General features: G+C 46.5%; 14 protein-coding genes and 1 tRNA gene. 9 read left to right on the top strand and 6 right to left on the bottom strand.

The genetic code is table 11. The features are described from left to right. Window positions 1–52 precede the first annotated feature (52 nt). Entirely contained in the window at window positions 53–571 is a 519-nt protein-coding gene (locus CHI14_RS08895) for a MarR family transcriptional regulator (RefSeq protein WP_095288077.1), read from the top strand. A gap of 86 nt (window positions 572–657) precedes the next feature. Here CHI14_RS08895 and CHI14_RS08890 read toward each other — a convergent pair whose 3' ends face one another. Next, window positions 658–1,539: an SDR family NAD(P)-dependent oxidoreductase gene (locus tag CHI14_RS08890; protein WP_095288076.1), complete on the bottom strand. Its 882-nt coding sequence runs from the start codon at window positions 1,537–1,539 to the stop codon at window positions 658–660. A gap of 205 nt (window positions 1,540–1,744) precedes the next feature. On the opposite strand from CHI14_RS08890, the gene CHI14_RS08885 reads away from it, so the two are divergent. Then, window positions 1,745–2,179 carry a MerR family transcriptional regulator gene (locus tag CHI14_RS08885; RefSeq protein ID WP_095288075.1) on the top strand — a complete coding sequence of 145 codons (435 nt, stop codon included), beginning with the start codon at window positions 1,745–1,747 and terminating at the stop codon, window positions 2,177–2,179. Window positions 2,180–2,258: 79 nt separating this feature from the next. Here CHI14_RS08885 and CHI14_RS08880 read toward each other — a convergent pair whose 3' ends face one another. Beyond that, window positions 2,259–3,191: an AraC family transcriptional regulator gene (locus CHI14_RS08880; protein ID WP_249281052.1), complete on the bottom strand. Its 933-nt coding sequence runs from the start codon at window positions 3,189–3,191 to the stop codon at window positions 2,259–2,261. A gap of 160 nt (window positions 3,192–3,351) precedes the next feature. Between CHI14_RS08880 and CHI14_RS08875 the strand changes: the two genes are divergently transcribed. The 5 genes from CHI14_RS08875 (at window position 3,352) to CHI14_RS08855 (ending at window position 8,112) form a co-directional block, all read left to right on the top strand. After that, window positions 3,352–3,636, top strand: a complete 285-nt coding sequence (locus CHI14_RS08875) for an Atu4866 domain-containing protein (protein WP_095288074.1) — start codon at window positions 3,352–3,354, stop codon at window positions 3,634–3,636. 18 nt (window positions 3,637–3,654) lie between these two features. After that, complete coding sequence (locus tag CHI14_RS08870; RefSeq protein ID WP_095288073.1) at window positions 3,655–4,392, top strand: SDR family oxidoreductase; 738 nt, start codon at window positions 3,655–3,657, stop codon at window positions 4,390–4,392. A 57-nt stretch (window positions 4,393–4,449) separates the two neighbouring features. Continuing rightward, entirely contained in the window at window positions 4,450–5,352 is a 903-nt protein-coding gene (locus tag CHI14_RS08865) for a LysR family transcriptional regulator (RefSeq protein ID WP_095288072.1), read from the top strand. Window positions 5,353–5,583: 231 nt separating this feature from the next. Further along, window positions 5,584–6,327 (top strand): spermidine synthase, encoded by a 744-nt coding sequence (locus tag CHI14_RS08860; RefSeq protein WP_249281051.1) that lies wholly within the window; start codon window positions 5,584–5,586, stop codon window positions 6,325–6,327. Between the two features lie 165 nt (window positions 6,328–6,492). Continuing rightward, window positions 6,493–8,112: a sensor domain-containing diguanylate cyclase gene (locus tag CHI14_RS08855; RefSeq protein ID WP_095288070.1), complete on the top strand. Its 1,620-nt coding sequence runs from the start codon at window positions 6,493–6,495 to the stop codon at window positions 8,110–8,112. A gap of 79 nt (window positions 8,113–8,191) precedes the next feature. On the opposite strand, the gene CHI14_RS08850 is transcribed toward CHI14_RS08855, so the two are convergent. From CHI14_RS08850 to CHI14_RS08840, 3 genes are all read right to left on the bottom strand, one after another. Further along, window positions 8,192–8,554: a winged helix-turn-helix transcriptional regulator gene (locus CHI14_RS08850; protein ID WP_095288069.1), complete on the bottom strand. Its 363-nt coding sequence runs from the start codon at window positions 8,552–8,554 to the stop codon at window positions 8,192–8,194. 218 nt (window positions 8,555–8,772) lie between these two features. After that, window positions 8,773–9,765 carry a Gfo/Idh/MocA family protein gene (locus CHI14_RS08845; protein WP_095288068.1) on the bottom strand — a complete coding sequence of 331 codons (993 nt, stop codon included), beginning with the start codon at window positions 9,763–9,765 and terminating at the stop codon, window positions 8,773–8,775. 41 nt (window positions 9,766–9,806) lie between these two features. Further along, entirely contained in the window at window positions 9,807–11,000 is a 1,194-nt protein-coding gene (locus CHI14_RS08840; protein ID WP_095288067.1) for an adenosylhomocysteinase, read from the bottom strand. Window positions 11,001–11,217: 217 nt separating this feature from the next. On the opposite strand from CHI14_RS08840, the gene CHI14_RS08835 reads away from it, so the two are divergent. Then, a tRNA-Leu gene (locus CHI14_RS08835) sits at window positions 11,218–11,302 on the top strand. A gap of 115 nt (window positions 11,303–11,417) precedes the next feature. On the opposite strand, the gene CHI14_RS08830 is transcribed toward CHI14_RS08835, so the two are convergent. Then, window positions 11,418–11,609: a hypothetical protein gene (locus tag CHI14_RS08830; protein WP_095288066.1), complete on the bottom strand. Its 192-nt coding sequence runs from the start codon at window positions 11,607–11,609 to the stop codon at window positions 11,418–11,420. Window positions 11,610–11,767: 158 nt separating this feature from the next. Between CHI14_RS08830 and CHI14_RS08825 the strand changes: the two genes are divergently transcribed. Beyond that, the gene (locus tag CHI14_RS08825) at window positions 11,768–12,916 is read left to right on the top strand and encodes a sn-glycerol-1-phosphate dehydrogenase (RefSeq protein ID WP_095288065.1); all 1,149 of its coding nucleotides are present in this window, start codon (window positions 11,768–11,770) and stop codon (window positions 12,914–12,916) included. Window positions 12,917–12,955 lie beyond the last annotated feature (39 nt).

Below are 12,955 nucleotides of genomic sequence, written 5' to 3'. Positions count from 1 at the left end.
ATTCAAGACTAGCTTGCATAATAGACCGAGACAAGAAAAGGTTGGGGAAACTATGGATCAGGAACAGACGGATCTGCGTTACATTTATGGATTGTTTATTAAGCTTTTGCATCAAAAAGAACAAAAGGATGATCAGGAAAGTCTATTTTTCATGAATATTATTCGCAAGACTCTGTCATCAGACGCAGCTATGAACATGACAGATGTGCATGTGATTGCGTGTATTGGGGAACACGAACCCATTAATCTGACTTCCATAGCTGAACGAATGGAGCTCAGCAAGGGGAACACCTCCAAAGTGGCCCATAAACTGCTGAAGCAAGGATGGCTTCGAAAAACACAGTTAAATGACAACAAAAAGGAGATTTATTTCCGGTTAACCTCACCAGGCAAAAAGCTGTTTCATGTTCATGCCGATCTGCACGAAAAGATTGAAAATCAATTCCTCCGTTTTCTGGGCGAATATAACAAAATGGAGCTTGAATTTTTAAAGAGATTTGTACTGGATTTGACTCGTTTCTATGAGCAGTTGGATACTCGAAGTTTAATGGATGGCCTGGAGGAAGAGTGATTTGACAGGGCACAAAACGGGAATGGAGAGAACCCCGTGGTGACACGGGGAGAATGTTACTTACCAAAATACAGCATTTCCAATGGTTAATCGCTTTTTTGATTTCCACTTCCTGCAGAGGTTGAACATAGAAACTCTTGCTCATAAATTTCATGTACCCGCTTCAAAATGAAGGGACCTTGATCTTTGAAACGAAGCTCAGTTGGTTTATTTTTAATCAGGAACGTACCTGACTCGTGATTGGTCTGTGAGAATGCAGCACTATACAGTAACGAAGCACCGTGACTTGGAGGAGGAAAAAACAGTTTCATGACGGGCTTGATGTAAAAGGGCAAACCGGATTTTTTGCTGCCGCGTAAAGTATTGTTTCCTCCAGGATCTACGCTCAGCAGACGAATGCCATCGGACTTCGCCGCCTCAGCCGCCTCGCGTGTCCATAAGGAGAGGCCAAGCTTCGAGGTGGCATATGGACCAAACAGCTTTTTGAATTCCGTTGGACGTTCCAGAATGTCCAGGTTGAACTGGCGGACCATACTGAATGCACTCGTTGAAGTATTAACAACGGTCTTGAAGGTGCTTCTGCGTATAAGATCATATAACTCCATATAAATGATATATGGAACGATGGTTTGAAGTTCAAAGTGCATTTCATGCCCTTGGTCAGAAAAACGAAGCTCTGCCGCACTGCCCCCTGCGTTATTAAACAGGACATCAATCGTATCCAATTGGATTTTAATCTGATCGAGTGCGATTTTCAGACTTTCGTAGTTGGTCAGGTTAGCCTGAACCAATTGAAGCTGACCTGAACGTAATGCACGTTGAATATCGCCTTGCTCTTCCGGAAAAGGTGAACGGTTGAGGCCGATGACCTGCCATCCTTCGGCCAATAACGAGCGGGTCAGTTCGAGGCCAATTCCTGAGCTTGATCCCGTAATCAGCGCGGTGTGTAGTTTGTTTGGTTTATTCATAGTTACCTCCAGTATGTTGGGAATTACAGAACGAATCTGTATGCTGCGCTCATTCTATAATTTGGAGTCGACTCCAAGTCAAGCGGTTGGATCGAATGAATTTTGAACGTTCATGTTGATTGGTTGTAGGGCTGAAATCCGGCTTGACTTGGAGCTGACTCCAAGTTGTAAGATGAAGGTATGAGGATGAGGGAGGCTGATACGGATGAGCAATGAGGTACTGTATTCCATTAAGGAAACAGCGGAGAAGGCGGGATTATCGGAAGATACGATTCGATATTATGAGAAGATTCAGCTTCTGCCGCGGGCAGATCGGAAGGCAAACAGGCACCGTGTATACCGTCAAGAGGATATTCAGACGATGAAGCTCATTACCTGTATGAAGAAGACAGGCATGTCTCTGGAGGAGATGAAGCCTTACCTGCATATGTCGATGGATTCGAATCTTGATGAATTCCCCGAAGAGCGTGAGATGCTGGTGAACCATCGCATGAAAATAGAAGCGCAGATTGCCTCGCTGCAGCAGGTCGTTGATTTTATAGATGAGAAGCTGGAGAAGCGGAGCATGTTTCCCGATGAGTGTCCAATAACTGGAGAGAATCAGCTGTCGGTTTTTGAGAAAAAGAACATGTTCTCCTGATAGGCATCATCCAACATCCGAATACATTCATTAAGCCCGAGAACCCACGTCTTGACGACGCGGGTTCTTTTCATTGCGATTAGCACTCCATTTGCAGCGCCTGACGAAGACGTTGGATATCGCTTTTTGGTGGCAGGCCGTACATTCGCGCATATTCCCTGCTGAATTGGGAAGGGCTCTCGTATCCAACCTGAAATGCGGCATCGGCAGCATCCGTTGAACCGGCAATGAGCATATTTCTGGCTTCCTGCAGCCGGATTTGTTTTTGAAATTGTATGGGGCTCATGGCGGTGATGGCTTTGAAATGGTAGTGAAGTGAGGAGGAACTCATATTAACCATGGCAGCAAGCTGGTCCACGCGCAGCGGTTTGTCATATTCGGATTGGATCACTTCGATCACCTTGGCAATGTGCTGGGCATGGCTGTTTTGAACGGCAAATTGTTTAATCGAGTGTCCATGTTCATCCTGAATAATTCGATATAAAATTTCACGGATAAACATGGGAGCGAGTACAGGAATATCTTCAGGTGTGTCGAGCAGTCGAACCAATCGGGTGATGGCTTCAAGAAGCGGGACCTTGATAGAACTGACAAATAACCCACGCTGGGTTGAGTTGTCCGGTTTGGATTGCATCGTAGATGGACTCTGTATCAGATCAAAAATCTGGCCAGAGTCAAAATCAAGTCGCACACATAGATACGGCTTCTCTGCAGTAGCTTGAACCACTTGTCCTGAAATAGGCAAGTTTACTGAAGCGACTAAATATTGTGTCCGGTCGTAGGTGTAACTCTCTCGTCCGAGTACAACTAACTTGGATCCTTGAGCGACAATGCAGAGTGCAGGTTGATGAACAGAATAGATGGGTTGCGATATCTGCGAAGCACGAATCAAAGAAAGCGAAGGGATAGCCGTAGCATGAATTCCGTCATTTAGGGTAAAACGCCCGATAAGATGAGCCATTTCCTGCATCTGACGAGTGACATCGTTATCCATATGTAGTGATGAAACCATGGTTTCATCCTCCTTTATTCGAATCGGTTTATTTTATTCTAGAATGTTCTGGAGGAATAGGCAAGATTGTTGGGGGAATCTTCTATCTGGTGTGAGATGATCTCCTCCATAATAAGGATAAGCAATTGAAGCTTTTGAAAAACAGCAAGGAGGTTGGGAAATGGAATACAATCCATCAGGTAACAGAGCGGAACATGGACACCCTTATGTTGGCATGTGGGTGACAAAGGACGGTTATATCCGGCATGAACTGCTCTCGAATGGTCGATATGATGAAGCCAGAGGTCAAAGGAAAAGTGCATATCAAGGACGTTATGTCGTGGAAGGAGATCATATTGAATATGTGGATGATACGGGTTTTACAGCGGATGGAGACTTTGTAGAAGGTATCTTATATCACGCAGGTATGGTTTTGTACAGAGAAACAAATATCAATAACCAATAATAAAGGAGTGGATTTCACATGTTTAATGTCAAAGGAAAAGTTGTTGTCATTACAGGTGCTAGCAGCGGAATTGGAGAAGCGACGGCTCGATTGCTCGCACAGCAAGGGGCTCACGTGGTTATTGGGGCTAGACGCGTCGAACGGTTGCATGCACTCGCATCTTCCATCCGTTCTGAGGGTGAATCCGTGGAGTTTCAGGCACTTGATGTAACCCGACTGGAAGAAATGCAAAGCATTGTGGATCTGGCGCTTACCCGCTACGGTCGTCTGGATGTCGTTGTCAACAATGCGGGTTTGATGCCATTGTCTCCTCTTGAAGCCTTAAAAGTGGATGAATGGAATCGAATGATTGATGTCAATATTCGTGGAGTTTTACACGGGATAGCCGCTGGATTACCTGTCATGAGAAAGCAGGGGGCGGGCCAATTTATCAACATCGCTTCCATTGGTGCCTATGCCGTAACACCGACAGCATCTGTCTATTGTGCGACCAAATACGCAGTCCGTGCGATCACGGAGGGTTTACGTCTGGAAGTGGGTGGAGATATTCGGGTAACACTTGTTTCTCCAGGGGTAACCGAATCGGAGCTTGCCGAGACGATCACGGATGTCGGAGCACGTGAGTTCATGAAGGATTATCGGCGTGTGTCCATCCCAGCTTCGGCCATTGCCCAGAGCATCTTGTATGCAATTAGCCAACCTGCTGAGGTGGATGTCAATGAAATTGTCGTCAGACCAACAGCAACTCTCGTTTAAGGCGAATACTCTTTTGGTATATAATAGAACCAACTATACGAAAAGAGGAATAACACGTTGACTCTGCAGCAATTAAAATATGTGATTGAAGTTGCCACGCGCGGCTCCATGAATGAAGCGGCCAAAAGGCTATTTATTTCCCAGCCGAGCCTTTCGAACGCGATTCGCGATTTGGAACAAGAGATGCGCATTACCATTTTTGAACGTACAAACAAGGGAATCTCCTTATCCAAAGAAGGCGTGGAATTTTTGAGTTATGCCCGGCAGGTCGTGGAGCAGGCAGAATTGCTGGAGAATCGTTATTTGAATGCCAAGCCTTCTCCGCAGCATTTCTCGGTATCCACCCAGCATTATGCCTTTGCCGTGAATGCCTTTGTACGTCTGGTACAGCAGTATGGTCAAGATGAATATGAGCTGGCACTGCGGGAAACAAAGACATATGAAATTATCCAGGATGTTAAGAGCCTGCGAAGTGAAATTGGGATTCTGTATTTGAACGAGTTTAATGCCAAGGTCATTAACAAATTGTTAAAGGATGCCGGTCTGGTGTTCACAAGCCTCTTTACAGCCAAACCGCACATCTTCATCAGCGTGAAGAATCCGCTGGCTAAGCAAGCATCCGTGGCAATTGAGCAGCTGAAGGACTACCCTTACCTGTCGTTTGACCAAGGGGAGTACAACTCTTTTCATTTTTCCGAAGAGATTCTAAGTACGTTATCCCATCCCAAGAGTATCCAGGTCAATGACCGGGCAACCTTGTTTAACCTGCTGATTGGTCTGAATGGATATACGATTTCAACAGGTGTACTCAGCGCTGATTTGAACGGAAATGAGATCATTCCTGTTCCGCTGGAGTGCGAGGAATCGATCAATGTGGGCTGGATCAGCCACAAAAGCACCTCTCTTTCCAATCTGGGTGTGGAATATGTGAAAGCTTTGCATGAGGCCATAGGGTCCTAACTGTACGGACAAGTTGGGGTTTTCCAGAAAAATGAGCGAACCTGTTCCAAGCCCGTGTTCGGGTGGGGTCATTATTAAAATTTGTGAGCTGATCTCAAGCCATTCAAAACCGTTTCCGGGTAACCGTGAACGGTTTTTTCTCATTTTTATGGAGTACGGCGATAGAGAATTGTTATAATGAAATATAGTTTATTTGCATGTAATGGATGGAACTTGAGAGGAGTACAGCTCGTGAGGGTTTTATATCGGAATATGAGTGAGCGGCATGCGTTAACCGTATATGACACAACCAGGCTTTATGGGGAAAAGGGACATTTCCGGGTTTTGGAGTTTTCGAACGAGGCTGTTCAGGGAGCCATGGATCTCGATGAGCCTTCACGAATGCTGCTTGAATACCCAAGGGCAATGGTTCATCTAATGGAGCGGAATACGCCTAATTACGAAAAGGTTTTTGTTGTGGGGCACGGAATTGGTACGCTTTCGACTTATCTGTCAAAACGCCAAGTGAAGATCGCTGAGTTGGACGAGGAAGTGGTTGAATTAAGCAAGACTTTATTTGGATATGAGGGCAGTGAAGTCATGGTGGGAGATGGCCGGGAGCTGCTGCAGCAGGAATCACCTGGAACGTATGATTATATTATTGTCGATGCATTTACCGCAGCAGGAACACCGAAGCAGTTTACCTCCAGATCTTTCTTTACGATGGCTCAAAGCAAGCTGCGATCGGGTGGAAGCATACTGTTGAATGTATTCGGACGTGCGGGCAATGACAGACTTGTAAACGCGATATATGCAACGATGGCTGATCAGTTTGATTACACACGTTCATTCGCACTACCTACGGAAACGCAGGATGAGATACAGAATCGAATTCTGGTGGGAAGCAATGCTCCTATTGAGTTCCAATCGCGCTTTATGGCTGGGTTTGTGCAACAGGAGCCTGGGGAAGGATACATCATCGAGGACGAGCTTTGATCCTTGAGAAGAAGACAGACGCCTGATTTATGAAGTTTGTCATGGAGTTGTCAATTTTAATTGAAGAAACTGTAAAATATTCATACAAAATTAATACATTCATAACAACTTTCGTATAGAATAGTGAGAATATGCCTTTTCATGAAAATCCGGGGGAAAGCACTAATGATCGCAAAGAACAAAGCATCCAGATGGCGAAGAAAAGCGAGAACCTATAAAAAAATCAGCCTTCCCGCTTTGCTCAGTGGGCTGGTCACCATTTCGGTGCTGATGACCTTAACTATCATGTTTATTTCGTCTTACACAACGCAGAAGCAGTCTCTCATTGATAATACCTTGTCTCTTAATTATTCAAGCGCAGCTCAAATGAGTCAGACACTGGATTCGCTATTTCAGTCGATGCAGAACAGCTTGAAATATGCTGCAGACTATTTTTCGCAGATGGACTATTCAGATACGGAAAAGTTGGATTCGACGCTGGAATTGATCCAACGCAGCAGCAATTATTTTAACTCTGTAGCCCTTGTGGACGAGAAGGGTGTGGTACGCAGCATGTCGCCGTATTCGGGTTTATCCGTCGGAGTGCAGGTTTCATCAAAGGCAGCCAAAAAAGCGATGGAGCTTAAGGCGCCTTATATTTCCGAAGCCTATCAGACCCCAAGGACGAAGCGCAGAAATGTTTTTGTCAGTGAACCGATCTTTGATGCAGCTGGACGATTTAAAGGGACCATTGGCGGTAACATTTATCTGCAGGAGAATAATATCTTGAACCTCTCTTTTGGAAGTCAGCTGAGGACAAGCAATGGTTCATATTTTTTTATTGTCGATGCGAAGGGCACGCTTCTATTTCATCCAGATACCAAAAGAATTGGTGAGGACATCAGTAAAAATGAAATTGTACAAAAGCTGATGGATGATCAAACCGGTAAGGAGCAGTACAAAAATCTGGCTGGCATAGATTCGCTTGCCGGGTATCAGAAGGTGCCTGCTACCGATTGGGGGGTCGTGGTCGTATCTCCAACCCAGACGGTATATGATCAGTTGAATGAGCATATTCGCATGTTATTGCTGTATACTTCGGTTCCGTTTCTCCTCCTGACCCTGATTGTCATTCGGGTAGCGCGGAAACTGGCGAGTCCGTTTGTCTATCTGGCCGATCTGGTTAATCAGGTGGATCAGGGCAAAGTGGATCTGCCCACAATGAAACCGCATTGGAACAGGGAGGCCGATTTGCTAACCCGCACGGTTTTGGGTGCATTGGTCAATTTTCGCAAGCAAACGGATCAGCTTACCTACGATGCCAGAACGGATGTGCTGACAGGCATGACGAATCGCAGGACATTTGAAGAAGTCATTCAGCAATGGATTGATGAACAGACGCCATTCTCGATTATTGTTCTGGATATCGACCGCTTCAAATCCATTAACGATACTTACGGGCATCATGCTGGAGACGAGGTACTGAAGCATATTGCAGGTTTGATCAGGTTGGCCGTTCGGCCGCAGGATGTGAGTTCCCGCTTCGGCGGGGAAGAATTTGTCGTGCTGCTGCGCCATACCGGAGCTGAAACTGCCTATCAGATTGCCGAATTTATCCGTGTATCGGTTGAGGAGAGTATCATGCCGATCGATCGCTCCGTGACGATATCGGCAGGGATTGCCGAATATCCGCTGCATTCATCTTCAGCGACGGAGCTGTTCCATCTGGCCGACACAGCTCTTTACCAAGCGAAGGAAGAAGGGCGCAATCGTACCGTGACCATTCAGACCGTAGAAAGGTCATAAACAGTCCGGGAAGATCGCCTATGAAATAACTATAAAAAAGCTGATCCCTTATGAGAAGGAATCAGCTTTTTTGCGTTCACTATACTTCCTGTGACTTGGCTTGGACGACTTCATTCGTATAGGTTTCTCCCCAGTCCCGCATGCTGAATATGATCGGACGGAGCGTTTCCCCAAATGGCGTAAGTGAGTATTCCACTTTGGGTGGCACTTGAGGGTAGATTTCCCGGTGTACGATCCCGCTGCTCTCCAATTCTCTTAATTGCAAGGTGAGCATCCGCTGCGTAATGTCGGGAAATAACTTCCGGAGTTCATTGAAGCGCAAGGAACCTGAAAACAAGTGATACAGAATGGCTCCTTTCCATTTGCCTCCAATAACGCTAAGTGTAACTTCTACGGCGCAGCCATAGGGTTTGGGGCATGTCTCGGTTGAGATTTTTTTCATCTATCTGCACCTCCGTCAGCTATGTCTATAGTATCAATTTGAGCACTACATACCCAAAATGTGTGTATATTCTCCTCAAAGCATACCATGTCTGATTCGGATTATAAACCCTGGATATCGGATTAATGAAAAGGTGCAATGTATACTAAAAAACCCGGTTTCGTTATACGAAACAGCGGGTTGATGTAAGATTGAGGGTATACAGTAACATTTATATGTTAGACCAATGAAGACAGGATGGTATCACACAGGGCCATCGTTCCGACATTATCCTTGCCGCTTGAATGCGGAAGCGAATGATCGTGGCAGCATGACATGAAATGCGCCATCTCACCTACAAATCCACGAAGGTAGAGATCGCGGTATGCGCCAGACATGGGAGAGCTGGAAGGAGTATAGACCGTATCCTGCTCTTCAAGAGCCTTCCAGGGGAGACTGTCCGAGGTGCGAGAGTGATGGACGGTAAGTGTATTCATTTCATCTGCTGACGCAAAACCGTGATCGAATGTAACCAGTACGCTTTCGCTTTCGCGTGACCATGCACTCATGCCTGCGAAGTAGGCACTGCCCACAATACCGTTATCAAATTTCAGGGAGATGCTCTGATTAATATGTTCCCCATCCTTGACTGTGGTACCCGTCACGTGCTGTACCTCTCCGAAGAGGAAACGCATCAGATCGACCATGTGAATGGCAGCGAGCTTCATAAACTGTTCTTCATTCTTGCAAAATGGAGTACTGTCAACCGCAAATTTCATCTGAAACGAACGCGTTCTACCCATTGAACCACCATCAATCATTTCCTTTAATTTCATATAGATAGGCGCATAGCGTTTCATAAATCCTACCATTAGTACAACGCCAGCCTTTTCGGCTGCGTCTGCAATTTCTGCAGCTTCTCTGGCAGTCCAGCCAAGGGGTTTGTCAACATAGACATTCTTGCCCGCCTTGATGCATTCCATGGCGAGAGACGTTTGATCCTGAGGTTGAGCTACCACAACAACGTTGTTGCAGTCTTCATTTTGCAGCATGAGAGTTGCGTTATCATATGCTGACCCTGTACTGCCGAATCGCAGCAAGGCGGCTTGAGAACGTTCGATACTGCGAGTGGAGATGGCCTGGATGGTAGCCCCTGCTTCTACAGCAGATGGGTAGATATTGGTCGTTGCGTGAAATCCGGCACCAATAAAACAAAGATTCGTTTGAGTCATAACCATTCTCCTTCATTGTTGATCGAACCATTTTTGTCAATCTAAACAGGATTCTCGCTCAAGTGGTACAGCATCTGGCTTGCAATCTCCGAATTGACGATATGAGGAACAGGCTGTGGTCCGTTCACCAGATGCTGACGCTGCTGAACAAGATAGAGCAGGGAAGCAGCCTGGAGAGACAAGCCCAGATCCATCGTCTCGGCAGGATTTCCGCTTCCACCTGCAAGATTAAGCATCTCACCTTGGGTAAGCAGCATGAGTCGTCGGCCATTCGCAAGGGTGAATTGTTCGATATCTGTTGTAAGACGTTCGGTATGTGCAGCTTCCTGCCGAAGTCCGTCCAGGTCCAATTCCCAGGAGAAATGTCCAGCGTTGGCAAGAATCGTACCATCGTTCATCTGACTGAAGTGTTCCATTGAGATGGCATTGGGGCGACCTGTAACCGTAATGTAAACTTGGGCAAAAGCAAACGTTTCTTCCAGCTTCGCTACGCGAAATCCATCCAGAGCAGCTTCGAGTCCAGCAATAGGTTCGGTCTCAACCACAATAACCTGGCTGCCTAGATTACGCAGATATCGGGCAATCCCGCGTCCACAGGAACCATATCCTACGATAACGAAGCGTCTTGTAGGCAGAATCAGATTCGTGGTGCGCATGAATCCTTCAATAATGGTCTGACCCACGCCATGTTCATTTTCCATGATGCGCTTGAGGGGACTATCATTAATGACAATAATCGGGAAGGTCACTTCCGCCCCTGTTTCCTCACGCAGCAGATTGGCTCCTGTCGTGGTTTCTTCTGTTCCGCCAATGAGCCCACTATGGTCATAGTGCTGAATGAGAGTGCGAGCCAGATCGGCTCCATTATCCATGAGAAGATGCGGCTGGTGTTCAAGCACGTGATGAATATTGTGCATATGCTGACGGCGTTCATCTGAACGTTGTCCATACACGGGAATGCCTTCGGCGATAAGTGCAGCAGCAACTGGATCCTTGGTTGTGCCTGGGCTTCCTGTTAGTACAACGTTGGCTCCACCAGCCTGTAGGGTTCGGCATAGAACGGCCGTCTTAGGCTCTACGTGAATACAGATTCCAATGGTAAGGCCAGCAAAGGGGCGTTCTTTGGAAAATCGGGATTTTAGTGCAGCGAGGAGGGGCATATGCATTTCTGTCCAATGAATATGTCGTTTTCCTTCTTCAATAATTTCAGGTGTCATGTTCATAGGTTTGCTCATATTCCTCTCTATCCATAAGTTATCCGTCCTTCAGGACAGTTGCTGGTGCTAACGATAGGAGGTTTTTAATTTCTATAAAAGGACATATGTCCTATAAATTTCAGATTATAAAAAAGTATTGCATTCTTCTTCCAGAGCCTGTATACTCTTAATTACGGTGAAACGAGAAATGGATTAACCGGATGCTTTTCATCAAGGATGAGAAGATACATATTATGCGGTCGTGGCGGAATTGGCAGACGCGCACGGTTCAGGTCCGTGTGGGCTAACCCCCCGTGGAGGTTCGAGTCCTCTCGACCGCATCGAAGAGAAAAAGGTTCGAAGATTGCTTTTGCAATCTCTCGAACCTTTTTTTATTTTTCTACGAATTGAAATGCCCTGAAACAGGCCTTGATTATGTGTCCTCAAGTTCGGTTGTTAGTGCTGGCGCTGACGCTGGCGTAAGAAAATCGCTGTCCATAATCCGGACAAGGCACCAATAATGCCGAAAAGGGAAACGCTGCCGACCACTTCATACGCCTGAAATTGGAACAAGAACGCGATCCCGCTGCCCAGGGTCGTTCCTGCAAGAAAACCGAGAGATATGCCTGTATCTTTGCCGAGCTGCATGGGATCACCTGCTTCAAATAGTTTGTCAAAACATTTGCAAAATGCGGGTACAAGAAGTAAAGTGTGATCAGGAAAATCATTGAAATTTTTCCTATACTCATTGTGTGGCTTTTCCAGTGCAAATATGCATGAACTTAGAAACGGGAGGTTACGATCACATGGATATGAACGAACGCATTGCAGCTTGGAATGCGGAAGCGCAGCAGTGTACCTGTGGACATGATCATCGGCTGGTGCAAATGCAGGTCTTTTTGGAACATGGTGCAATTCGTAGATTACCGGGGTACCTGTCGGAACAGGGCTATAACCAGGTTACTGTGGTATATGATGGCCAGACAGGTCCGGCGGCGGGATGTGAGGTGGTAAAAAGCCTACGGGATGCGGGCCTCATAGCAGATGAATTCCAGATGCCGGAGAACAGTGCGGGGGATATCATTGCCGATGAGGCTGCTATTGTGCAGGTACTGCTTGGTGTTAAACAAATGACTCAGGCCATCATCGCAGTGGGATCGGGGACCATACATGATCTGGTGCGCTTTGTGTGTGCCAAAATGAACAAGCCATTTCTGTCTGTCCCAACAGCGGCATCGGTTGATGGGTTCACTTCAGCAGGGGCGCCGCTCATTGTAAGCGGCATCAAGCAGACGTTTCAGGCTGTACCGCCCGAAGCGATTTTTGCGGATATTGACATTACCCAGCAGGCTCCCCAAGCAATGACGGCTGCGGGATTCGGTGATATGTTAGGCAAATATACGTCTCTGGCAGATTGGATTGTGTCGCGTGATCTGGGCGGGGAGCCATTCTGTCCGGTTGCTTATCGGATGACGGAAGAAGCGCTGACGGCCTGCATCGAAAATGTACAAGCCATCGCCGAAGGAAGAGCTGAGGGTATAACCGCATTGATGGATGCGCTAATCATTTCCGGTGTCTCTATGCTAATTATTGATCATTCCCGCCCGGCATCCGGCGGTGAGCATCACATTTCTCATCGTTGGGAGATGGAATTAATGGTAGCGGGCCAGAAACCTGTTCTGCATGGGGCCAAAGTCGGCGTAGCTTGCGTGCTTCTTACAGAGCGATACAAGGAACTTGCAAGTCTGTCCCTAGAACCTGTTTTTGATGTGTATGCTACTTTACCTGATGCGTCACAGCTTATGGCATGGCTTGAGCAGGTTGGGGGTCCGACCACAGTAGATCAGCTTGGGGTTACACCGGATATGGTGGAACATGCATTTGCAACCGCACATACACTTAGAGAGCGATATACCGGACTTAAATATATTAATGAAACTCTGAACGTAGTTTAAAATATAACCAACCTGTGCATCGGATAAACTTATCGGAAT

Source organism: Paenibacillus sp. 7516 (assembly GCF_002272715.1).
GTDB classification, from domain to species: Bacteria; Bacillota; Bacilli; order Paenibacillales; family Paenibacillaceae; genus Paenibacillus; species Paenibacillus illinoisensis_A.
Note: the sequence above shows the minus strand (reverse complement) of the source record. Positions and strands in the feature narration are given on the sequence as shown.

Excerpts from the sequence above, each read along its gene's own strand:
- CHI14_RS08825 (WP_095288065.1), top strand. The coding sequence starts at position 11,768 with ATGGATATGAACGAACGCATTGCAGCTTGGAATGCGGAAGCGCAGCAG.
- CHI14_RS08880 (WP_249281052.1), bottom strand. The coding sequence starts at position 3,191 with ATGGTTTCATCACTACATATGGATAACGATGTCACTCGTCAGATGCAG.
- CHI14_RS08885 (WP_095288075.1), top strand. The coding sequence starts at position 1,745 with ATGAGCAATGAGGTACTGTATTCCATTAAGGAAACAGCGGAGAAGGCG.
- CHI14_RS08850 (WP_095288069.1), bottom strand. The coding sequence starts at position 8,554 with ATGAAAAAAATCTCAACCGAGACATGCCCCAAACCCTATGGCTGCGCC.
- CHI14_RS08845 (WP_095288068.1), bottom strand. The coding sequence starts at position 9,765 with ATGACTCAAACGAATCTTTGTTTTATTGGTGCCGGATTTCACGCAACG.
- CHI14_RS08855 (WP_095288070.1), top strand. The coding sequence starts at position 6,493 with ATGATCGCAAAGAACAAAGCATCCAGATGGCGAAGAAAAGCGAGAACC.
- CHI14_RS08840 (WP_095288067.1), bottom strand. The coding sequence starts at position 11,000 with ATGAGCAAACCTATGAACATGACACCTGAAATTATTGAAGAAGGAAAA.
- CHI14_RS08870 (WP_095288073.1), top strand. The coding sequence starts at position 3,655 with ATGTTTAATGTCAAAGGAAAAGTTGTTGTCATTACAGGTGCTAGCAGC.
- CHI14_RS08830 (WP_095288066.1), bottom strand. The coding sequence starts at position 11,609 with ATGCAGCTCGGCAAAGATACAGGCATATCTCTCGGTTTTCTTGCAGGA.
- CHI14_RS08895 (WP_095288077.1), top strand. The coding sequence starts at position 53 with ATGGATCAGGAACAGACGGATCTGCGTTACATTTATGGATTGTTTATT.
- CHI14_RS08875 (WP_095288074.1), top strand. The coding sequence starts at position 3,352 with ATGGAATACAATCCATCAGGTAACAGAGCGGAACATGGACACCCTTAT.
- CHI14_RS08890 (WP_095288076.1), bottom strand. The coding sequence starts at position 1,539 with ATGAATAAACCAAACAAACTACACACCGCGCTGATTACGGGATCAAGC.